The organism is Pantoea sp. UBA7232 (assembly GCF_002473195.1).
GTDB lineage: Bacteria > Pseudomonadota > Gammaproteobacteria > Enterobacterales > Enterobacteriaceae > Pantoea > Pantoea eucrina.
In genome coordinates this window covers 234,655-257,775 of record NZ_DKTK01000005.1, presented here as the reverse complement: position 1 = coordinate 257,775, position 23,121 = coordinate 234,655, and the positions used below count along the sequence as shown (strand labels likewise).

At 50.7% G+C, this 23,121-nt stretch carries 16 protein-coding genes and 1 pseudogene; 8 read left to right on the top strand and 9 right to left on the bottom strand.

Features of this window, described 5'->3' with window-relative positions; translation table 11 throughout:
- The first annotated feature begins 279 nt into the window (after positions 1-279).
- Positions 280-1,299, top strand: coding sequence for a glycosyltransferase family 32 protein (locus B4056_RS03170; protein WP_071669110.1), 1,020 nt, complete (start codon positions 280-282; stop codon positions 1,297-1,299).
- Here B4056_RS03170 and B4056_RS03165 read toward each other — a convergent pair.
- The gene (locus B4056_RS03165) at positions 1,273-2,184 is read right to left on the bottom strand and encodes a LysR family transcriptional regulator (protein WP_108569975.1); all 912 of its coding nucleotides are present in this window, start codon (positions 2,182-2,184) and stop codon (positions 1,273-1,275) included. The genes B4056_RS03170 and B4056_RS03165 overlap by 27 nt on opposite strands.
- A 128-nt stretch (positions 2,185-2,312) precedes the next feature.
- Between B4056_RS03165 and B4056_RS03160 the strand changes: the two genes are divergently transcribed.
- Together B4056_RS03160 and opgB are read left to right on the top strand one after the other, a co-directional pair.
- Positions 2,313-2,702: a tautomerase family protein gene (locus B4056_RS03160; protein ID WP_071669111.1), complete on the top strand. Its 390-nt coding sequence runs from the start codon at positions 2,313-2,315 to the stop codon at positions 2,700-2,702.
- A gap of 192 nt (positions 2,703-2,894) precedes the next feature.
- Positions 2,895-5,183, top strand: a complete 2,289-nt coding sequence (opgB, locus tag B4056_RS03155; protein WP_376780633.1) for a phosphatidylglycerol--membrane-oligosaccharide glycerophosphotransferase — start codon at positions 2,895-2,897, stop codon at positions 5,181-5,183.
- Between the two features lie 8 nt (positions 5,184-5,191).
- Here opgB and B4056_RS03150 read toward each other — a convergent pair whose 3' ends face one another.
- Together B4056_RS03150 and B4056_RS03145 are read right to left on the bottom strand one after the other, a co-directional pair.
- Positions 5,192-5,905 (bottom strand): GNAT family N-acetyltransferase, encoded by a 714-nt coding sequence (locus tag B4056_RS03150; RefSeq protein ID WP_094110696.1) that lies wholly within the window; start codon positions 5,903-5,905, stop codon positions 5,192-5,194.
- A 52-nt stretch (positions 5,906-5,957) separates the two neighbouring features.
- A complete protein-coding gene (locus tag B4056_RS03145) occupies positions 5,958-6,455 on the bottom strand; it encodes an RcnB family protein (RefSeq protein ID WP_071669113.1) in 498 nt (165 codons plus the stop codon).
- Positions 6,456-6,681: 226 nt separating this feature from the next.
- On the opposite strand from B4056_RS03145, the gene B4056_RS03140 reads away from it, so the two are divergent.
- A complete protein-coding gene (locus B4056_RS03140; protein WP_094110695.1) occupies positions 6,682-7,362 on the top strand; it encodes a YecA family protein in 681 nt (226 codons plus the stop codon).
- A 491-nt stretch (positions 7,363-7,853) separates the two neighbouring features.
- Here B4056_RS03140 and B4056_RS03135 read toward each other — a convergent pair whose 3' ends face one another.
- From B4056_RS03135 to B4056_RS03110, 6 genes and pseudogenes are all read right to left on the bottom strand, one after another.
- Positions 7,854-8,900: a DUF1176 domain-containing protein gene (locus B4056_RS03135; RefSeq protein WP_094110694.1), complete on the bottom strand. Its 1,047-nt coding sequence runs from the start codon at positions 8,898-8,900 to the stop codon at positions 7,854-7,856.
- A gap of 105 nt (positions 8,901-9,005) precedes the next feature.
- The gene (locus B4056_RS03130) at positions 9,006-9,383 is read right to left on the bottom strand and encodes a DUF1090 domain-containing protein (protein ID WP_288653805.1); all 378 of its coding nucleotides are present in this window, start codon (positions 9,381-9,383) and stop codon (positions 9,006-9,008) included.
- Between the two features lie 447 nt (positions 9,384-9,830).
- The gene (locus B4056_RS03125; RefSeq protein ID WP_288653803.1) at positions 9,831-10,781 is read right to left on the bottom strand and encodes a nucleotidyl transferase AbiEii/AbiGii toxin family protein; all 951 of its coding nucleotides are present in this window, start codon (positions 10,779-10,781) and stop codon (positions 9,831-9,833) included.
- On the bottom strand, positions 10,774-11,169 hold the full coding sequence (locus B4056_RS03120; RefSeq protein WP_088208768.1) for a DUF6088 family protein: 396 nt from the start codon (positions 11,167-11,169) through the stop codon (positions 10,774-10,776). The genes B4056_RS03125 and B4056_RS03120 overlap by 8 nt, the downstream gene beginning before the upstream one ends.
- Positions 11,170-11,243: 74 nt before the next feature.
- Positions 11,244-11,738 (bottom strand): annotated as a pseudogene (locus B4056_RS03115) (DUF4942 domain-containing protein); the annotation flags it as partial.
- A gap of 621 nt (positions 11,739-12,359) precedes the next feature.
- Positions 12,360-13,331, bottom strand: coding sequence for a toll/interleukin-1 receptor domain-containing protein (locus B4056_RS03110; protein ID WP_288653800.1), 972 nt, complete (start codon positions 13,329-13,331; stop codon positions 12,360-12,362).
- Between the two features lie 225 nt (positions 13,332-13,556).
- Between B4056_RS03110 and B4056_RS03105 the strand changes: the two genes are divergently transcribed.
- From B4056_RS03105 to B4056_RS03090, 4 genes are all read left to right on the top strand, one after another.
- Positions 13,557-16,970, top strand: a complete 3,414-nt coding sequence (locus B4056_RS03105; protein WP_288653798.1) for a DEAD/DEAH box helicase family protein — start codon at positions 13,557-13,559, stop codon at positions 16,968-16,970.
- Positions 16,971-17,033: 63 nt separating this feature from the next.
- The gene (locus tag B4056_RS03100) at positions 17,034-18,668 is read left to right on the top strand and encodes a type I restriction-modification system subunit M (RefSeq protein ID WP_288653797.1); all 1,635 of its coding nucleotides are present in this window, start codon (positions 17,034-17,036) and stop codon (positions 18,666-18,668) included.
- A complete protein-coding gene (locus B4056_RS03095; protein ID WP_024474294.1) occupies positions 18,665-19,813 on the top strand; it encodes a restriction endonuclease subunit S in 1,149 nt (382 codons plus the stop codon). The genes B4056_RS03100 and B4056_RS03095 overlap by 4 nt, the downstream gene beginning before the upstream one ends.
- Before the next feature lie 6 nt (positions 19,814-19,819).
- Positions 19,820-23,101 carry a DEAD/DEAH box helicase gene (locus B4056_RS03090; protein WP_288653793.1) on the top strand — a complete coding sequence of 1,094 codons (3,282 nt, stop codon included), beginning with the start codon at positions 19,820-19,822 and terminating at the stop codon, positions 23,099-23,101.
- The last annotated feature ends 20 nt before the right edge of the window (positions 23,102-23,121 follow it).

Below are 23,121 nucleotides of genomic sequence, written 5' to 3'. Positions count from 1 at the left end.
TCAGGCTGTACGCAGAGAACGATCTTAGGATTAATCCTGGCGGGAAAAAATAAACTGTGAAATTCGTCACGCTGTTATTTTGTTAAATTTTTATTGTTAACGGCAGCTTCATTTTCCGCTTTATCTGAAAGAGAAAAAAAGGATTAGCGCAATCGCGAAGAATGTTTTATTAAGCTCATTGTAATACTTTTACACACAGCCCCCGTAAGGAAACATAAGAGCGCCTAAGGCGCCAGCATCAGGGACTCCTTGCCCATAATCACAATAATCAGGTGCATCATGTCAAAAAAACGTCTTCAGCCGGCGCGCGCGCTCTGGCACAACTGGAAAAGAATAGCGTTTACCGGTCAGTCATTACTGCAGAAAAAACAGCATAATGCGCTCTGCGCGCCGGAGTATGATCCCAGCGAAGAGGACAATATCGTGTTACTTTCTGGTGAGAAGACGTTGCCAGAGATCCCGAAAAAAGTATGGCTGTACTGGGATACAGAATATTTACCAAAATCGTTACAGGCGAATATTGCTAAAATACGCCGCGATAATCCTGACCACAGCGTTCACCTGTTAAATAAATATTCTGTGAAAGAAGTCCTGCCCGATTTTATATTTACCTCAGCACAATTAACGGCGCAGCAGAAAAGCGAAGTGATCAGGCTTGAGCTGCTATTACGCTACGGCGGCATCGCTATCGACTGCGCTGCACTGCTGTTTGAAGATCTGAGCTGGGTACATAGCGCTCATCAGGAACGCCCGATGGATGTGATCGGCTATTATTGCGAACGCTCAACGCTGAATTATCTCGCGCCTGTTATTGAGACCTGGTTTCTTGCTGCTGCGCCAAATAATCCTTTTATTCGCGAATGGCAGAAGCAGTATGCGCCCATCAAGCATCAGGGTGAGCAGAGCTTCTTTAACGAAATGCGCAAGCGTGATGACTTTTCGCTGCTGACGCAGAGAATCGCTGAACCGGCACAGCAGCCGGGTGCGCTGGCGCAGCAGGCGGCCATGCGCGAATACCGCCGCGTTAATCTCTTTCTGCGTAAATGCGAAGCCAGCGCCTTTTACTATCAGCGCCTGAACAACTGGAAAAGCGACGCCTTTACGCATGCCATTCTGTTTCATCAGCGCCCGCATACGCCGCCGCCGGTTATTAAGCTGGATGGTCACGCACAGCTGCATCTCGACTTTAACCTGCGTCTGGGAAACTACAACCGCAGCAGCCTGCTGGGCGCAATGATGCAGCCTGCCGCACCGCTCAGCGTGGCGCTGCCCTCACCCGTTAACAAAGCGAGCGCGTAGCCAGTGAATGAAGGTCGTCACCGCACGCGGCACCTGTGCCGCGTAAGGGCGCACCACCCAGAGGCGGTCGGCAAAGGCGTCGACCGCCTGCCACGATGAGAGCACCGGCTGCAGCGCGCCGCTTTCCAGCGCTGCGCGGGCACTGAAATCGGGCAGCATGGCAATGCCTGCTCCCTGCAGCGCGGCGTCCCGAATCGACTCGCTGTTATTGGTGGCGAAATTTCCCTGAATTTTTACTGTCAGCGTTTCGCCGCCCTGATGCGACTGAAAGCGCCACTGCGGCGCATCGGGACCGCGCGGATACCACAGGCAGTTATGCTGAAGCAGCGCGTCCGGAGTCTGCGGCACGCCGTGCTGTGCCAGATAGGCGGGCGAAGCCACCAGCAGCGCGCGCGTGGCGCACAGAGGCAGCGCGACGTGCGTTTCCGGCAGCGACTGACTGTGGCGGATAGCGAGATCAAACCCTTCCCCGCCGAGTGACACCAGGCGGTCAGTCACATCCAGCTGCAGGCGCACCTGCGGATATTCCCGCAGAAAATCGCCGATAATCGGCACCAGCTGCTGCCGGGCAAACGCCACCGGCGCGCTGATGCGTACCTGTCCGCGTACCGGCCCCGCTTCATCACGCACGCGATACACGCTTTCCGCTATCCGGGTAAAGGGTTCACGCAGCTCGCCAGCCAGCTGCTCACCGGCTGACGTCAGCCGCACGCTGCGCGTGGTGCGCTGAACCAGAGCAACCCCGGTCAGCGCTTCCAGCTCTTTAATTTTCTGACTCACTGCCGCTTTACTGACATCCAGCCGCTCAGCGGCGCGGGTAAAACTGCCCTGCTCCGCCAGTACCGTCAGCCAGTAAAGATGTGTCCAGAGCGCTTCGGTTTTCATCGACTTACCCGCCATTGTTCAAAATAGTGAACAATCATTTTATCGCAGTCGCTTTTTCTTTGCGCGCGCAGCGGGCAGCATAAGCCTCACTTATGCGACTTTTACGCCACTACTGCGAGGGTTTACCAATGCCATTACTCACTTTCGATCTGATTCAGGGCCGCTCCGAGGCTGAAGTTCGTACGTTACTGGATGCCGCCCATCGCGCCGTCCTGACTGCGTTCGGCGTGCCTGAGCGCGACCGCTATCAGATTGTTCATGAAAACAAAGCGTATCAGATGGTTTTCCAGGATACCGGACTGGGCTTTTCGCGCACGGATAATCTGGTGATGGTGCGGGTCTACACCAGCCCGCGCAGTGAGGCGCAAAAAAGCTGTTTTATGGCAGAGCTGGCGCGCGAGCTGCGTGAAAGCTGCGGCGTGCAGGGCCACGATCTGATGATAAGTTTTATCACCAACAGCAAAGGTGACTGGAGCTTTGCGCACGGTGAAGCGCAGTATCTTACCGGTGCGTTATAAGCCACAGTCTGCCCGATACGCTACCGCCGCCGCGCTTATCATCCCGCCTGGCGGCACGATTCCGAATGTACCGCACAAATCCCGCCGGACAGGTTGCAGCCCGGTGACAGCCAATATAGATTGACGCAAACCCCCTGAAGAGGGCGCGCGGCCGCTGGCGCCGCGCTATTCATCTATCGTGAGGATTTGCCGTTGGCATTGCTTTCAATCGTGCTGTTTCTGACCGCCATCATCATTTACGCCTCTAAAGCCGGACGCAATACGTTCTGGTTCAGCCTGATGCTGCTGCTGCTGACGCTGTTTATTGTGCTGAATGCAACGCTGTTCGCCAGCAACTATTTTACCGGTGACGGCATCAATGATGCGGTGATCTACACGCTGACCAACAGCCTGACCGGCGCCGGCGTCAGTAAATATGTGGTGCCCGCTATCGGGCTGATTATTGTGCTGTTTCTGCTGTTCTGCTTTCTTTCATGGATTTTGCGCCGCCATAAACGTCCGCATCATCTCGGCTGGAGCCTGCTGGCGATCGCCTGCGCCGCCGGCTCGGTGCAGACCACGCCGGCGTTTCGTCAGGTTAAAGATCTGATTGCGTCGCACGCGCACGCGGGCGACTCCGATTTCGCCACCTGGTACATCACGCCGCAGAACCGTATTGAACAGCCCGCGCTCAACCTGGTCTATATCTACGGCGAGAGCCTGGAGCGCACCTATTTAAATCAGCAGGCTTTTCCCGACCTGGCGCCGGAGCTGAGCCGCGAGCAGGCGCAGAGCCTGGATTTCAGCAATACCGCGCAGCTGCCCGGCACCGACTATACCATTGCCGGCATGGTCGCCTCACAGTGCGGTATCCCGCTGTTTGCGCCTTTTGACGGTAACGCCTCAGCCGCGCTCTCCAGCTTCTATCCGCAGAGTCTCTGCCTCGGCGATATTCTCAAAAACAGCGGCTATGAGAACTGGTTTATTCAGGGCGCCGATCTGCGCTTTGCCGGCAAAGATACTTTTCTGCTTTCGCACGGCTTCGCCGCATCGAATCTCTATGGCGCGCAGGAGCTGAAAAGCCGCGTGGCCGATCCCGACTACCGCAACAACTGGGGCTTTTACGACGACACCGTGCTGGACGAGGTGTTTGAGAAGTATGCTGAACTGTCGCAGCAGAACAAACGCTTTGCCCTGTTTACCCTGACGGTGGATACCCATCATCCTGATGGCTTTATCTCCCGCAGCTGCCAGCATAAAAGCTATCAGTATGAGGGCAAAATGAACCAGTCATTCAGCGCCGTCGCCTGTTCACAGGAGCACGTGGCGCGGCTGATTGAGCGTATTAAAGCTTCGCCGTGGTTTAAAAACACCGTTATTGTCGTCAGCTCCGATCATCTGGCGATGAACAATACCGCCCACCCCTATCTGACGAAGCTGCCGCGCCGCGATCTCTTTATAGTCATTCGCGGCGATCGGCCGCAGGCGGAGGTGCGCGATGCGCCACGCAGCACGCTGGATAACGGCGCCACGGTGCTTGAGATCCTCGGCGGTGACAAGGCGCTGGGACTTGGCCGCAGTTCACTCTCTACGCCGTCGCTCTCCACGCAGTTTGACGACATGGCGAAAAAGGTCAGCAGCTGGAAAGCTGATATTGTGCAGCTGTGGAATTTTCCGGCCAGCATGAAAGAGTTCACCATCGACCAGCAGAAGAATACCTTTACCTTCTCCGGCGCCACGTTCCGCCTGCCGATCCTGTTCCGGCTGGGCAATAAGCAGGTTGAACCGCTGCCGGAGGGAGAGTATGCCGCGCCGCTGCGCTATCAGCTGGCCGATTTTGCCGCGAACGACAAATTTGTCTGGGCCGACCGCTGCTTCAAAATGGCGCGACTCTGGAAGCCGGAGCTGGCGCTCTCCACCGATCTCTGCCTGGCGATGGGCCAGATGGGCGGCCAGCCCAGCGTAGTGCGTATCGATCAGCAGCTCTGGCACGGCAAAACGCACTTTCCGCCGCTGCGCGTCAGCCCGGAAACCTGGCGGCTCAATCAGCAGCAGATCCGCATTGAGGATAATGACATTCGCTACGATGCCGACAGCTTTGTGCTGAACGTGCCGGGCGCTCCGCACAGCATCCGGCGCTTTAGCGGCATCTCGCGCCCGGAGAGCTGGGGGCGCTGGTCCAATGCCAATCTGGCTCCGGAGGTGAATATTGAGTATGCCGAACCGCTGCCGTCGCGGTTCGATCTGGTGATCACCGCGCGCGCGTTTGGTGCCAATGCGCAGCAGCCGATTCCGGTACGCGTAGGCAGCGAGGAGCAGGTCCTGCGGCTGGACGATAGCTTCTCCACCACCACGCTGCACTTCAGCAATCGCGACGGCAGCCATAATCTGGTGATTGTGCCACCGGCGCCGCAGCTGTCGAATCAGGACAATATTGTGGGTCAGGCGCCGCGCAAGCTCGGCATTGGCATGGCGGAGATCCGCATCGTGCCACGCCCCTGAGAGCGGGCTCAGTCGCGCGGGCGCAGCGTCTCCAGCCGCTCCCGCTGCGCACCATCGGCGCTGAAATTATCCGGCGCCAGCCAACGCTCAAAGGCGAGCTTTAATACCGGCCAGTCGCCATCGATAACAGAGAACCAGCAGGTATCGCGGCTGCGGCCTTTATACACCATTGCCTGACGGAACACGCCTTCGGGCTGAAAACCGAGCCGCAGCGCCGCCTGGCGCGAAGGCTGATTGCAGCTGTCGCATTTCCATTCGTAGCGGCGATAGCCGAGCTGGTCAAACGCATACGCCATCAGCAGAAAGTGCGCCTCAGTAGCCATGCGGGTACGCTGCAGCAGCGGTGAAAACACCACATATCCCACTTCCATTACGCCGTGCTGCGGCTCGATACGCATCAGCGCGAGCGTACCTACCGCCTGCCCGCGCTGCAGATCGATCACGGCAAAATGCAGGTAATCGGGATTGTGCTGGCAGGCGGCGGCGAACGTCAGCCACTCACGCTGCGATGCCGGACGCTCCACGGGCAGCCAGGTCCAGCTGCTATCGTCCGCGGCGTGCGCATGCGCGGCGCTGAGATCGGACGCGTGGCGTGACGCATCCAGCGGCTCAAGGCGGCAGTAACGCCCCTGAAGCGTGACGCGCTCCGGACGCGGACGCGGCTGCCAGTCAGGCAACGCACTCCCCGTCGGCTGGCCAAACTCATTAACGGTCGGGGCCATCTTTTCTGCCTCTGAAATAAAACAGGCGGACCCGGTGGCCCGCCTGCTGGCGTTATCCTTTAAAGAAGATGTCGCCCGATTTGCCCATCACGATTTTGCCGCTGTCATCGGTGATCTGAATATAGTTGGCGTTGATGTAAGCCCAGTGTGCACCAGCCTGCGGAGCGGGCAGATGACGCGCCTGCCAGTCAGTGATGGTGTACTCTTTTTTGCGATACTCTTCCGGTACCACATCGCCGACCTTGTGCTCTTTGTAGTCGATAATGATGGTGTGCAGATTGTAGTTGTTGGCGGCGGAAGGCTGCTCGCCGGTGCCGTTGTTAGACGGGCGAACCGGCGCGTCGTCGCCTGATGCAGCAGGTGCCTGAGCGGCTGGCGCATCGGCGTCTGGCACCGGCGCGGCGTCAGGGGCCTGCACATCCGGCTGCTCTACCTGAGGCGGCATCGGCACGCTATTGGTCTGCTCATCCGCTGCCAGTGCAGCTGGCGTCAGGCTGAGCGCGCCCAGAAACAGGCCGGCAGATAAAAGGGTTACGTGTGTCCTGCGCATTGGTGATTCCCACTCTGATTAATAGTCTGATGTCCATTTACTGACAAGCGCACCGGGCCAATGGTTCCCGCTGCCGTGCGGCGCTCGTCGCGTCATGCCACAGCATACCTCAGCCTGGCCCGATTCAGGCGCGCTAAAATTGCAAATAATCGTGATAATGCCGCTATAATCGCGCCATGAGATGCGGGCCTGGCCCGTACAGAATATTACGTGCAGGAGAGAACTGATGAATCAGGGGCCGTTAACGGAAAAAGAGCTGAACTGGCTGGATGATATGCTGGAGAAGTATGGCAATGCGCACTCCGTGGTAGATACGGCCGAGCTGGATGGGATGCTGACCGCCCTGCTCTCCGGCCCGAATGATATTGAACCCAGCGAGTGGCTGGTGGCGATGTGGGGCGGCCAGAAGCATATCCCCAAATGGGCTAATGAACGCGAGATGGATCGCTTTATGACCCTGACCTTTCAGCACCTGAATGATATTGCTGAGCGTCTGGCCGATTTTCCGGAGCAGTTTGACCCGCTGTTTGGCCTGCAGGAGATGGAGGGCCAGGAGTTTACCGTGGTCGAAGACTGGTGTTACGGCTATATGCGCGGCGTCGCGCTGGACGCCGACTGGTCACAGCTGCCTGAATCGCTGCAGCCGCAGCTGCAGGCGATTGCCCTGCACGGCAGCGAAGAGCAGCGCGAAGCGCGCGAGGCGCTCGATCCGGACGCGTTCGAAGCGAGCATGGAGGCGATCCGCCCGGCGGCGCTGGAACTGCACGAATACTGGCAGGCCGAGCGCATGGCGCAGCCCGATCCCGAGCCACAGCTGCCGTTCTTTGCCGGTGACAAAACCGGACGCAACGATCCCTGCCCGTGCGGCAGCGGCAAAAAATATAAGCAGTGCTGCCTGAATAAATAACCTGCCTTGGGGTCGCATAAATGCGGCCCCTACAAATGCCACCGTAGGGGCGCCATTTATGGCGCCCTGGCCACACCGCGCACCTGACCCTGGGCCGCATTAATGCGGCCCCTACAATAATACCCGTAGGGGCGCCATTCATGGCGCCCTGGCCACATCCGGCACATGCCCCCGGGCCGCATTAATGCGGCCCCTACAATAATACCCGTAGGGGCGCCATTCATGGCGCCCTGGCCACACCGCGCCTAATCCAACCCGGGTCGCATAAATGCGACCCCTGCGGGTATCGCGCTCAATCCACCCCGGGCCGCATTAATGCGGCCCCTACGGGTATCGCGCTCCATTTTATCTCGGGTCGCATAAATGCGCCCCCTACATTGGTATCCGTAGGGGCGCCATTCATGGCGCCCTGGCCACATCGCGCACCTGCTCCCTACAAACGCCGCCACAGGGGCGCCATTTATGGCGCCCTGGTACCGTGCGTTCTGCAATCAGGGAGCGGGTCTGACGTCGCTGACTAATACCGGCAACTGCCAGGCGCCGCCGGCGCGGATGGCGCGGCACATGCCGGTGGTAGCATCGCTACTCTGTACAAAACTGCGGCCATCCCAGACCCATGCGGCGGTACTCCAGCAGTCGCCAATGCCGCGGCCTTTCTGCGCTTCGCTGATCGCTCCGGCGTGATAATCGGAGCCGGAGTCAGTGATCAACTGCGGTGACCCCTGCAGCGCGCTATCCATCAGCCAGTAGCCATACCCTTCGTTATAGGCGCCGCGCCAGCAGAGGGCGGCGATCAGCACGTGGTCCGCATCCACAGCGGTCAGCGTCGGCGGCTCTGCGCCCTCTTCCGGCTGATCGTCTGCCGGTGCGAGATTATCGCAGCTGTCATCATCCGTCAGCGTAGCGATAAGCGCCGGCTTGATCCGCGCCAGCTCCTGCGGCGTCAGCGGACGCGGCTTTGCCTCAACGGTTCTGGCCTGGATAATCACCGGCATGGGTACGGCGGGCGGCACGCTGCTTTCCGGCTTGCTGCCTTTACGCACCAGCGCACCCGGCGTGCCGATGCGCCCCTGCGCCTCATCCATTTTCAGCAGCACGGCAAAAGCGCCGTTTGCAGAGAGATCAAACGGCTCGGCACCGCCACGGAACTCCACGCTGCCGCTGCCTTTAATGGCAGTGATAATCGACCGGGTCTGCGCATCGGTCAGCGTCCACTCATCGTTATCAGCCTTTGCCAGTTCACCCAGCGGGCGATCGTCGATCCAGAGCGTCAGCGTATCGACCTGCTTTGAGTCATCATCGCCGGTATCCGCCAGCACCACCCGGCCATGCGTCGCCGTATCCGGCCCGCCCGCCCGCGTCAGCAGCACCGATCCCCCTGCGCCCTCTTCCGCGCTATAGCCTGCCGCACGACAGGTCAGCGTGTTATCGCACGCCAGCTCCCACTCTTTGTGAGCAAACGAGACGCCCTCTTCAGCTATCGCCGGTAACATCAGGGCGTTAAGCAGAGGGAGCGCCAGCAGCAACCGTATCTTCATGCCATGTTTTCCATCAGAATAAAGCAGCAGTGTGAGGATTTTTTGCAGGCAGGAGAAGTGAATTTTTACGGCGGCAGAGGCGCACGCACCTCTGCCGCTCAGCGCTTAGCGGCTCAGTTCCGCCTGCGCGTCAGCCAGCTCTTCACGCGCCTCAGTGAGTTTGCGCTGCTGTTTTTCAATCTTATCGCGGCGGCCGCTGGCCTGCGCTTTCTGCAGATCCGCTTCGCGCTCAGACACTTTCTGCTGCTTCTCCGTTACTTTCTCCTGACGCTCCTGCAGCAGAGCCGCATCAGTGCAGTGCTGCTGATTTTCGCGCAGCGCTTTCTCCAGCCCATTAATGCGCGCTTTATTGCCATATTCGTGCGCCATCTCCAGCTCCTGCTGGATCGACTGCTGTTTCTGCTGACAGCCGCCGGCAGCCTGCGCGGCGGTGGCAGAGAGCGCTGCTGCCAGTGTAATCAGTGCAATCGCTGTTTTTTTCATGGTTTCATCCTGAAGGTAGAGTAAAGCGCTTATTATACGGCGGGTTCTTAACAGATTCTTAAAAGCGCAGCGCGGCAAAGAGAAAAAGCGGCTTTTTTTGATCCGGATCAGGTTTGTGGCTTTCTGCTGTGGGAGGCGGATGGGGTATCCGGAGAGTAGCGGTATGTTGCTGTTGGCAGCTGAGTATTGCTATTCAATGATGTAAAGCAATAGCGCGGAAATGCTGAATCTCAGACAAAAAAACTTCTTATAAGCGACTCAACTCTAACCTTTAGTACGGAGGCTGGACGCATATATAATAGTTAATTCTTTGATTTAAAATAAATAAAAAATAACATTTAGATAATGTACCAACATCAATATCAACACATTGAATCGTTAATTTTAGCACTTGAATCGGGGCAAATGTTACCTGGAAGATGCTCACCACCGAGCGTATCTCTTGTGCTATGTATCAATCACATCCAATGCCGTTATGCGAAAACAGGCATAGGCCTCTTCCCAGGAAACGTGGCTTTCACCGAACACCATTGGTGTAACAAACTGCAGATAACGTTCCTTATAAACAGGGTTGCGCGCCAGTTCTTCCAACCCCATTTTTAGTTCTTCAACAGGCGACTCGCAGAATTCAGGATACTGAGCACCGTAACGTTGGATATCCTGCTCAATGCATTCCTGCACAAAGCGCTTCAAAACAGGAACGTCAGCACCTTTTTCTCTGACAATACAAAAGTTGTCGTAGATATGACGCACCAGTGACTCATCCACTGCACGTTCCACATTACGCACGCTTGCAGCCGTTCTGCGCATCATCGAGATCAGTTTTTCAGCCTGCGTGCTACCGATAGTTGCGCAGGGAAAAGCCCTCACTACTTCGCCCTTCTTTGTTAGATCCATTACCAGTGAGCTAATAGCACGATTTTCCGCAGCCTCAAGCAAATCCGTTTCCATCAGTTCCAGTTTGATAAATGGCCTTAAACAGGGAATTTGTACATATTCCTGCGGGTAGCGCACCGGAATTTCATTATAGCGGTTTTCATCACGAGTAACCTTTGGGTACTCCTCATCCATGCTAAACATACCTGAAGCTAAAATCGTTTCGGTGATGGTCTTAATAATATCTTTACGGATATTTTTACGTTGATTTCTGGAATATTGCAGGGAAAAGCCGGTGACAGGAACAAGCTTAATGTCCACGTCCTCCGACATCCTGTTCAAAGATATACCCGCTTTAGACAATGCTGTTCCACCGGCAAAAACCAGCTGATGTGTATCAAAGGACAGAGGCTGGAGCAATCGCAATAACTCAACGATGTAATGATCTTTCTCTACAATTGCAACTGATTCAATGCCCAGAGCATCAGCAACGTCCGGGAATAGCTTTGTCAAATCATCCATTTAATTTGCTGTTCCCTACTGACAATGTTCTCTTAAAACGTGGTGAGGTTTTGATTTCCACTAACGCAGGGATCTGGGTGGATTTACCGCTATTATAGGCGCTTGTTGCGCCTGCCAGACGGTAATCCACTTTCAGACGTTCCAACGCCTCAATCATTACCGCAGCAGAACCTCCGGGAGCAGCAGGCATCAGCTTACCGGTAATCGCATTTTGCCGCGCTTTGGTGTAGACGCCATAGCCTACTTTCAGTAGCTGCCCTTCCTTCATTAGCTCACGCAGTGCTCTGCCTATTTGATCGTAGCCAGCAAGATCTTTGAAATCGTCACGAGTGAAAACATAACGCTTTGAGCGCTTCAGCCGTGACTGAATTCGAGCTTTTATGGTCATGTCATCCTCCTTTGTTCGTTTCTTCATCATAGCAAACATACGACACTTTTAACAGCAAACATACGACAACTAACTTACCTTGCAGCCAGCATTCCCGGATAGTGTTTAGCTATGATATCGTTCATACGTTTAATCAACTCCAGATGCTTGAAGGTCAAGTGCGCCGTACCTTTTTGATAGTAACGAATGCTGAATAACTCATCTTCGTAAACATTCTTAGCCGGATTATCACGAATATGCTCCATCAATCGGGTAGAGATATCACCACGGTTGTCAGGGATGGGTTTGCCATCCAGTAGAAACAGCATTCTCTCCAGATCCGCCAGTTGATCCCGTCGCCAACCCCAGTTAAGGCTAAAGCCCCAGCGGTTATGCGTCACCAGATTGTTAATGATGATCTTCTTACCGAAGCAGCAGGGACTATTGGTTTTGTAATCCCATGACAGACCTTTGAACACGTTGATGATCCCGCGCTCAAAGACATCCATTTTGTTCAAATGTAACTGCTCAAAAGTACTGAGGATATTCGCCTCACTGATCGCAGGAAGATCGCCCTCCTCCAGATGCTGCGATCTATATTGCGGGTGACGGCAGGGATTGCTCTATTTGGCACTGGATGCAGAGAATAGCGGTTATATCGAACATAATCTGGAATATGTTGAAGAACGCAGGTTAACGCACTGTGGGCATCATATCTATAAAACGGAAATGAATAATCCTGAACCCTGACAATGCCGGTGAATTTTGCGGAATGAGGTAATTGTTATCGTGTAAACCTCTATCAGTAAGAATAGTTAGCAGTAATTATTAAACGGTGAAATGACTCATCCACTTAATGAGGATTCAGCTGAGCCATTACTTAAAACTGTGCTTTTCCTAATGTCGTCGGCGGCGTTCCCAATTGCTTAAGCCATATCCCGCAAGGGTCGCATGTGGTAAGTGATTGCTCTTTAGAATCCCCCTCCGGGCTGAAATCCCAGGTTCTCCAGACTGACTTCATCATTAGTTTTGAGCCAACCGCATTCACCATGCTCGCCAATGGCGCAATCACGATAAACAATTATTTTTTTCTGCGTGATTGAGGTCCTCACATTCTTTCAAGAAGATCTCATAGCGGGTTTAACCGTTACGTTCATTATACAATAACAGCACTCTCCCCAGATTGAGTTGCACCATTGAAATCTCTGGTCTCAGGACATGCGCTGTTTGATGGAATTGAAGAACATATCCCAAAGGTGTCCAGCCATACCTTCGCTGGTGAGCAGAGATTCGCGTGAATCGCCGTAGCCAAACCCCATAAGAGCCCGGAACCCAAGCGTCTGCCCATTATCCGCAACACTAAGACTTTCATTACAACTATTGCGAGTCACCCCGCTTTGACTGTAGCAGATATCCCCGAATCCCATATTACGACTGCCACACCAGACTCCGCACTGACCAACCTTGCCACCGTTGATATACACGGCACATGTGAAGGAATCGTTATCAGGTCGGTGGAAATCAACGTCTAGCCCTGCATGGCGCTTTTTGAGTTCGTCCAGCGAGTTAGCAAAGTAACGAGCGACATACTCAAAACCCTCGCGATGGGCACGATCTTTATCAAGGTCAGTAAAACTCTTTGGCAGAGAAAGATTGCTCGAACGCGGTGTAAAGACGGTATCCGTTGTCTGAAGCATCGGATTAGCCGGAGCTGGGGCGTGCACAATCTGCTGCGGCTTTTTCGCTTCCAAATTGGCAATGGCTCGGGAGACAGCATCGGCAACCTGAACGTAACCCTCATCGTGACTGGCAAACCTGCTTATGGCTTTACCGTCGATTGTGGCTGCCATGATGTTGCCGAATGGCAATTGATGCCAAGCACACTCTCTTAAAATCACCGGAATGACCACCGCCTCGCCTTTTTTATGCCGCTCCAGTGCATTGGTCATCTCCACCTGATAACAATAATCAGAAGCGATGAAATCACTGCTAATTAGCAATAGGATAATATCTGCCTGCGAAAAATAGTGGTCGATCTGATGTTCAAACACTTGCCCAGGAACGATTCGGCGATCATGCCATGTGGTGATTTTCCCCATTCGCTTCAGCGGGGACAGATGTTTCTCTAGCTCATTGCGTTGTGCTTCATCCGCATGAGAGTAGGAAAAAACGAGAGTAGTCATAAGGGTGAAATGCTCCTGAACCGTTACTGTATTTAGGGCTATTCTGTGCCCAATGTATAAAAAAATCACGCTATTGACTGTAATTAATAGATGCTTGATCTCTTTAAAGTTGTTACGTCAGTTTATTCAAAGCCACCGTATGCCATCCGGCTCACTTCGTCAGCCCAAATAGTGTGATATTCTTTCCAGAATTCCTGTTGTATCCACGACATAAGGCGATGATTGATGGAGCAGTCTCTCAATTTTGAAATGTTGCGCAGCCAGTGGCCGGAACTGGCTGAACTCGCGTGTATGGCGGAACGCTATGTTCATTCCGACCCGGAAAGCTGTCTGGTCAAGCTGCGCAACTACACCGAATTGATGGTGCGTTGGTTATACCGTCAGGAACGGCTGCCTGAAGGCATCAAAGCAAATCTGTACGATTTAATGAACGCCGATGTGTTTACCAGCATGATGCCGGAAGCCATCATCATGAAAATGGATGCGCTGCGTATCCACGGCAACCGCGCCGCGCACGGTGGACGTATCAAAGCCAAAGATACCTACTGGCTGCTTAAGGAAGCGTATTTATTAGGTGTCTGGCTATATGTTCGTTACGCCCACGGTAATGTTGATAACTGCCCCAAATTTTCTCTCCCTCCGTTAACGCAATCTTCAGGTCGTGCAGATGAAAAACGTCTGGAAGATGCAATCAGGGCTCAAGATGAAAGCCGTGAGCGCGAATTGGCATTACAACGCGCATTACAACAGGAGCAGGAAAAGGCCGAACACCTTACTCAGCGCCTGAATGAAGCCAGGGCGCGTAACCAACATGTTGCTGATATCCTCTCTATTGATGAAGCGGAAACCCGCCGCCGTCTGATTGATTCTCGTCTGCTTGCTGCTGACTGGGATGTTGGGGATGAACTTAAGAATACCGATCAGGTCACCCAGGAACATCTAGTTAAAGAGCAGCCCACTTCAACCGGTGATGGCTATGCTGACTATGTATTGTGGGATGAAGCACACAAACCACTGGCAGTTGTGGAAGCAAAAAAAGCCAGTGTGAGCGCCGAACAAGGTCGAATTCAAGCCCGGCTATATGCAGACTGGCTGGAGAAAGAATATGGACAGCGCCCAGTTATCTTCTACACCAATGGTTACGATATCTGGCTTTGGGATGACAATAAAACCCATGGATACCCACCGCGTCGGATATTTGGTTTCTATAGCAAGGAAAGCCTGCAATATCTTATCCAACAGCGTGAAACACGTTTACCATTAAACAGTATACCGCACGTTAAAGACAACGAAGGTAAGGCAGTTGCAGGCCGCCTATACCAGCTTGAAACCATTGCCCGCGTCAGTGAACGTTTCACCAACAAGTATCGTCAGTCATTGATTGTTCAGGCCACCGGTACTGGTAAAACCCGAGTGGCGATTGCACTTAGCAAGTTAATGATTGATGCCCGCTGGGTAAAACGAGTCTTATTCCTTTGTGATCGTAGAGAGTTACGTAAACAGGCAGCAAATGCCTTCAATCAGTTTACCAACGAGCCACTGTATGTAGTTGGCAAGTCGAAGAAAGAAGATAGACAGAATGCAAGGATCTACATCGCTACGTATCCCGGTATGATGAAAATTATGGATCATTTCGATGTAGGCTATTTCGATCTGATCATTGCCGACGAATCCCATCGCTCTATCTATAACGTCTATGGCGATGTGTTTAAGTACTTTGATGCGCTTCAAATCGGCCTGACAGCAACGCCGATTGATATGGTGAGTAAGACCACCTTTGGTCTATTTGGTTGCGAAGGACGCATTCCTACGGCGAACTACAGTCTTGAAGATGCCATTGTTGATAACAACCTAGTGCCTTATGAGGTGGTTACGCACACCACGGAATTCCTGCGTGAAGGCATAAAACGGGAGAGATTAAGCGACGCTCAAATCCGCGAGCTGGAAGAACAGGGTATCGATCCCAATACGCTGGAATTTGACGGCAAGGCGCTTGATGAAGCAATTTATAACAAAGACACCAACCGCTATATTCTGCGTAACCTGATGGAAAATGGCCTGAAAGATCAGGACGGCCAGTTGCCCGGTAAAACCATCATTTTCGCCCGTAACCACAAACACGCGCTGCTGTTGAATGAATTGTTCGACGACATGTACCCGCAGTTTGCTGGACGCTTTTGTCAGGTCATCGACAACTACGATCCTCGCGCCGAGCAACTGATCGACGATTTTAAAGGGCTGGATGAAAGCACTAACAAAGAGCTAACCATCGCTATCTCGGTTGACATGCTCGATACCGGTATTGATGTCCCGGAAATTGTGAATCTGGTCTTTGCCAAGCCGGTCAAATCGAAAGTGAAGTTCTGGCAGATGATTGGCCGTGGTACGCGCCTCTGCGCGGGTCTGTACGGCTATGATGGCAACGGCAAACCGCTGGATAAACAAAAATTCCGCATCTTCGATCACTGGGGTAATTTTGAGTATCACGAGCTGCATACCGAAGAAGCCGAAGTCACTGCGACAAAATCGCTGGCGCAAAAACGCTTCGAAGCGTGGGTTATGCTGGGGGCTGCCGCGCAGCGTAAGTTCGACAAACAGGCGGTGGATTTAGTCGCTCACCAGCTCCGCGAACAGATTAACGCGCTGGATGAAAAGTCGATTGCCGTGCAGGAAAAGTGGCAGCAAAAAGCGCAGTACAGCGATGAAAAAGTGCTGCGCCAGCTTTCCCCGAAAACACAACAGGATCTGCTATCTGTCCTGGCCCCGCTGATGCAGTGGCTGGACGTTCGCGGGCAAAGCGATGCCATGCGCTTTGATATGGATATTCTGGCGGCGCAAACTGCCCGTTATACCAACCCGGAAGAGCTGGATGTGCTCTGGCCGGTCATCATCGAGAAAGTGGAACGTCTGCCGCCGCATCTGGCAAAGGTGCAACAGCAAGGACAGCGGATTAATCAGCTTCGTGATTTAGGCTGGTGGAAGCAGGCCAGTCTGGAAGAACTGGAAGATATCCGCATTCATCTGCGCGGCATCATGCACCTGATGGAAAAAGACGCGACACCGAAATTTGGTTCAATACAGGTGGATATTACCGAAGATGCGAACCTGATCCAGACGGAAACACGCAAAACTAATATCCGCTCGATTGATTTCAAACTGTATCGTCAGCAGGTTCAGGGGGCGCTGGAACCGCTGTTCCAGCAAAATCCGGTGTTGAAGAAAATCCGTAACGGCGAGCCAGTCACGCAAAGCGAGCTGGATGAGCTGGCGAAGCTAGTGCTGATCCAGAACCCTAACGTTGATATCCGTGCGCTGAAAGAGTTCTATCCGCAGGCGACCGCCAGCCTGGATAAACTTTTACGTACTATCATCGGCATGGATAGCGACGCGGTTGAAGTGCGCTTTGCCCAGTTCGCCGCTGACAACAGCCTGACCAGCCAGCAACTGCGCTTCCTATCATTGCTGAAAAACCACATCCGCGATTACGGCACCATTGAAATGCGGCAACTCTTTGAACAGCCGTTTACGCATATCCACAACGAAGGCGTTACTGGCGTATTCCCGGATCTAGAGCAGATCGTCCGGTTGCAAAAGATAGTCGAAGAGCTGGGTGTTGTGACCGACGCAGCGACGGTATAATACACACATGACAAGCCCCGGCAGCGGGGCTTTTGTATTTATAACAGGGTATAGACGTTAACAATGATTACCGGTGACTTAAAAAGTAAAATCGACGGACTATGGGAAGATTTCTGGGTGGGTGGCATCACTAACCCGCTGACCGTAATCGAACAAATCACCTACCTGATGTACTCCCGGATGCTGGATACCCAAGAACAGCGGGACGAGAAGCGTAAGCAAATCGCAGGCGTTGATTTTAAACCACGCTTTGCGCCTGAGCAGCAGGAGTTCCGCTTCAGCCACTACAGCAACCTTGGCTCGGACGAAATGATGGAAGTAGTGCGCGACGGCGTATTCCAGCATTTCCGCCAGCTTGGGCAAGCTGAAGATACCAAAGTGACGCTGCTGGGCAACTTTATGAAAGATGCTCGCCTGGAGATTGTTAAACCGTCACTGCTAACCAAAGCCGTGGAGGTGATCAAAAACCTGCCGCTGGATCGTGGCGACACTAAAGGCGATCTTTACGAATACTTATTAAGCAAGCTGACCACTGCCGGGATCAACGGTCAGTTCCGCACACCGCGCCACATTATCCGCGCGATGGTTGAAATGATGGAACCGAATCCGGCGCGTGGCGAAACGATCTGCGATCCGGCCTGTGGTACGGGTGGTTTTCTGGCGACCAGCTATGAATATCTGCTTGAAAAATACAGCTCACTGGAGTCGATTCATACTGAGATTGGTACCAATGAACGTGGTGAATTGGAAGAGCAAAAAATCTTTACTGGCGATCTGCTGACGCCGTGGCGTGACCATGTGGATAACAACATGTTCCACGGTTACGACTTCGATACCACCATGCTGCGTATCGCCGCCATGAACCTGATTATGCACGGCGTGGAAGCGCCGGATATTCATTATCAGGACACCATGAGCCAGAGTTTCAGCACCAACTTCCCGCAGGCCAGTAAAAACGCTTTCAACCTGATTCTGGCGAACCCGCCATTTACCGGTTCACTGGACGAGGAAGATATCGACTCCTCGCTGGCGGCAATGGTGAAAACCAAAAAAACCGAACTGCTGTTCCTGGCGCGTATTCTGCAAATGCTGAAAGTAGGCGGACGCAGCGCCACTATCGTGCCTCAGGGGGTACTATTTGGCTCCAGCAAGGCGCATCAGTCACTGCGTCAGACGCTAGTGGAAGATAACCAGCTGGAAGCGGTGATCAACCTGCCTTCCGGTGTATTTAAGCCTTATGCCGGTGTGGCAACGGCGATCCTGATCTTTACCAAAGGCGGCCAGACGGATGAGGTCTGGTTCTACGATCTACAAAATGACGGCTACAGTCTGGATGACAAACGTAACCCGGTAAAAGACAACGATCTGCCGCATCTACTGGCAAGCTGGAAGCATTATCGTACTTTGCGCGGGCTACCAGTTGATAACTTTATGGGCGAGAGATCAGCCTCGTTGCTTAAGCAGCAATATCCGGAAGGGATTGATGCTGGTGTTGATTTTAAAGATCGCACTCAGGCGGCGTTTGTAGTACCGAAAGAGGATATTGCGGCGCAGAAATACGATCTCTCTATTAATCGTTATAAAGAGGTGGTGTATCAGGCTGAGGTATATGAAGATCCGAAGGTGATACTAAAGCGGTTAAAAGATTTGGAAAAAGAAATTCTGGCGGATTTGGATGAGCTGGAGGGGATGCTGTGATTGACAGTAAATTAGTAGAATTTGTCGAGAAAGATTTTTGTAGTGTTGTAAAAGACCTTACTTCAGGAAATCCTAAGATAGGAAGTAAAGATTACCTTACAGAAGGAAGATTTCCAATAATTGATCAAGGAAGCAACTTTTGCAGTGGTTATACAAACTCTAAAGAGCTTTTATGTAATATAGAGCTACCATGTATCATTTTTGGAGATCATACCAGAGTATTAAAGTATGTTGATACCCCATTTGCTCTTGGAGCTGATGGGGTAAAAGTTCTGAAGCCAATAAAGGGATTAAGCGAAAAATATCTTTTTTATTTTTTAAAAAATTTAGATATTCCGTCAGCGGGATATAGTAGGCACTTTAAATTCCTGAAAGAAAATAATATTAAGTATCCGTTACAGCTAAGTGAGCAAAAACGTATCGTATCTATTCTTGATAAAGCCGATGGTATACGCCAAAAACGCGAGCAAGCTATTAAACTGGCTGATGATTTTTTACGTGCTACGTTTTTGGATATGTTTGGCGATCCTGTTGAAAACCCAAAAAAATTAAAAAAATCCCCTATTACTGAATTGGCTGATATCATCACAGGATTTGCATTCAAAAGTAATGATTACGTTGGTGATTCATCAGAATCGGTACGGCTTTGCAGAGGGGCAAATACGCTTACGGGGTATTTAGATTGGGCTGATACAAAATTCTGGCCAAAAAATAAACTAGAAAAACTAGATAACTATTTAATTAAGGCAGGTGATATTATCCTTGCTATGGACCGTCCGTGGATATCCAATGGGTTAAAAGTATGCATATTTCCTGAAAGTCAGCGAGAAACGTACTTAGTTCAGCGTGTAGCTAGGTTACGTCCTCGCAGTGAATCTTATGTAAATTATATTTATAGTTGCATTAAATCGCCTGCTTTCGAAAACCATTGCTGCCCAACAGAAACAACGGTGCCACATATATCTCCAGTTGAACTTAAAAACTTTGAAGTTTTAATTCCACCCGACAAACTCATGGATAAATTCCATTCGATTGCATCAACAATCAATAATAGCTTAAATAAAATGGCATCAGGCGATATTAGTAGCGACGCTCTTTTATCTAAGTTAAGTCAGCAGGCTTTTTCAGGACATCTTAAGAGGTAAGTACATATGGACTTATTTGACCTGTTAACAATTAAATTTACCTTTCCCGCGAAAGCTGCACCTGCAAGAAAAGTGGGTGGGAATTTAGTTCATAAGTTACTTTGCCGCTCAACAACAGTATCGGCTCAAGTCAGAAATGCAAGTTTCCCAGGATATTTTGAACTTGTTACGGGTCTAAAGCCTCCTCTAGACTATATCTATTTGAAAGATCCAAATTCCAGAGGGAAATGCTCAGATGGTGTAGCTTCTCTTAAAGCTAAGGAACCATTTACATTCGAAAAATGGCGAGAAGATACTGAATTAATCTGGGAGCAATTTCCAGAGCAGGTATTTAGCACTTCACCTGATGAAATTAATGAACAATGGCATCATCAATTTCAGTTTAGAGAAGACGATCCAGAGCGCCATTATCCAGGTCTTAGAAAACCCCAACTGGGTGCACTTCATGCAATCGCAGGCTATTTCGCTACTGATTTGCAGGTAGAACCAGCTACCGTCGTACTGCCCACTGGAACGGGAAAAACGGAAACAATGCTGGCTACCATGATATACCAGCGATGCGAGCGAATTTTGCTCATAGTCCCATCTGACTCCCTCCGAACACAAATATCCAAAAAGTTCATGGATTTAGGATATTTACCAGAGCTAACAGTCGTTCCGCCTAACATTGCACTCCCTAATGTAGCTATTATTAAGAAGGGAATTCAGGTAGCGGAAGAGGCTAAGCAATTAGCTTTAGAATCAAACGTCTTGGTTGCTACGACCAGCGTTTTGTCTGCCTGCTCCGAAGCAGCATTAAATACACTTTGCGAGTCGTGTAGCCATCTTTTTGTTGATGAGGCTCATCATATCTCAGCCTCATCATGGCAGACAATTCGTGAACGATTTAAAGACAAACGTGTTGTGCAGTTTACAGCTACCCCCTTTAGGAATGATAAGAAGTCCCTTGGTGGAAAAATTATCTATAACTACACGATGGGGGAAGCCCAACGAGCTGGCTATTTTACAAATGTAAATTTGCTGCCTGTAGAAGAGTATTACTCTGACCTTATGGATCATGCAATCGCGGATACAGCTGTAGGTCAACTGCGCATAGACTTAAATAATGGCCTTGATCATTTGATTATGGCCCGTACCAGCAATAAGCAGCGAGCAGAACAAATATTTACTATTTATCAGAATATTGTACCGAATTTTAATCCAATCGTTGTTCATTCTGATTATCCTAAAACGGAAATAAAAAAACGTCTTAATAAATTATTATCAAGACAATCAAGAATCGTTATTTGCGTAGACATGTTGGGAGAAGGCTATGATCTACCCAACCTGAAAATTGCCGCTTTGCATGATCATCATAAGTCTCTTGCAGTAACTTTGCAGTTCATTGGCCGATTTACTCGTGTCAATAAAGCACAGAAAATTGGTCAAGCCAGTGTAGTCATGAATGTTGCGGACCCTAATGTTGAAGGTGAATTACAGCATCTATATTCAACAGATGCCGATTGGGATAACGTATTAAGGCGACTCTCTGAAGGACGAATTGCTAGAGAGATTAGGTTGCAAGAGGTTGTGGATGCCTTAAAAAGGAAAGGTGATTTACACGATCAGATTTCTCTCTGGAATATTGAGCCAAGTTGTTCTGTCATGTTATTTAAAACGTACTGTGACAATTGGGAGCCTGAAAGATACAAGGATAAACTGCCCAGATTCGATGAATCCTGGCATGCAATAGCTGAAGATGAGAATTTGCTTGTTGTGCTAGCTGTCCAGGCAACTTCAGTCCGATGGGGAAACTACAAAGATCTTAAAGATACCAATTATAAAATTCTAATTGCTCATTGGGATCAAGACAGATCCGCCTTGTTTGTATTCTCAAATGACTATAAAGCATTCCGAGTTGAGAATCTAGTCAGTACTATTTGTGATGATAAATTTGAAGTTGTCAGTGGTGAAAAAGTCTTTAATGTATTTAATGGTATTGAATATCCTTTGGCAAGAAATTTAGGCGCATCCCAAATTGGGGCAATCAGCTTTACTCAATACTTTGGCCCAAATGTCACTGAGGGGCTATCACTAATTGAAGCATCTCAATCAAGCTTAAGCAATATTGCAGCATTAGGTTATGAATCCGGAAACCGTGTAATCTGGGGATGCTCGCAACGCAGAGGTAAAGTCTGGTCACCACAAAAAGGTGGCAGCATTGCTGATTGGTGCAACTGGGTTAAGAAAGCCTGGGACAAGATTTTTAGTTCTGAACCGGATCCAAACAATCTTACGCGTAACTTTTTGCGTCCAGTCCCATTACTTGAACCCTATAATGAATATCCAATATCAGCTCAATGGGGTGAGTATTTGCTTACTGCGTTCGAAGATAAAGTTATTTTTCATTTTGATGCTGTATCTGCGCATTTATATTTAGTAGAGGTTAGGACTGCTGGAAAGTTTGACGATGGTAATGTACGACTCATTTTCTCTACAGATGAAACGTCATCTGAATATAAATTATCTCTCACGGGAAGTGCTACAGCAAAAGGTTATGCCTATCAGTTGATATCTGGCCCTGAAGTTTTTGTACAGCGTGGTGAATCTGAACCGGTATCACTATCAGAGTATATGGAAATTGATCCAGTAATGATTCATTACTCCGATGGTTCATTTTCATACAACGCTCATATAGTCCATGTAAGCCAAAATATTGGCCTTTATGACAAAGACGAAATTGTAGCTTTTGATTGGCAAGGAACTGATGTTCGGGTGGAATCAATGGGCTATACTCGTGATCCATCATCCATCCAATGGCGTTGGTACTGTGAAATTAAAGATAATTACGATGTCATTATTAATGATGATGGGAAAGGTGAATCAGCAGATTTAGTGGGGTTGAGAATAGTTGATGACTGTATTGTTCTCTCCTTAATCCATTGCAAATATTCAGGTTCAGAAGAAGCAGGAGCCAGACTTAAAGACCTTTACGAAGTATGTGGGCAGGCACAGAGATGCATTCGTTGGAAACACCTAAATCTTTCCTATCTATACCACCACATTAAGCGTCGCGAGGAACAATGGCGATCGCGTGGTCATTCTCGCTTTCTGAAAGGCACTATAAAAGACCTTGCTGCTATGAAAGAGCGCTCCAGAATCACACCTCTTAAATTTCAAGTTGTTATTGTTCAACCAGGGCTTAGAGTAAGTAAAATTAATGAAGAAGGCCTTAAGCTACTTGGCAGCACAGCGCTGTTTATCAAAAAAACAACGATGGCAGATTTAGTTGTTATTGGTTCTAAATAGGGCTGAAAATTGACAATGTT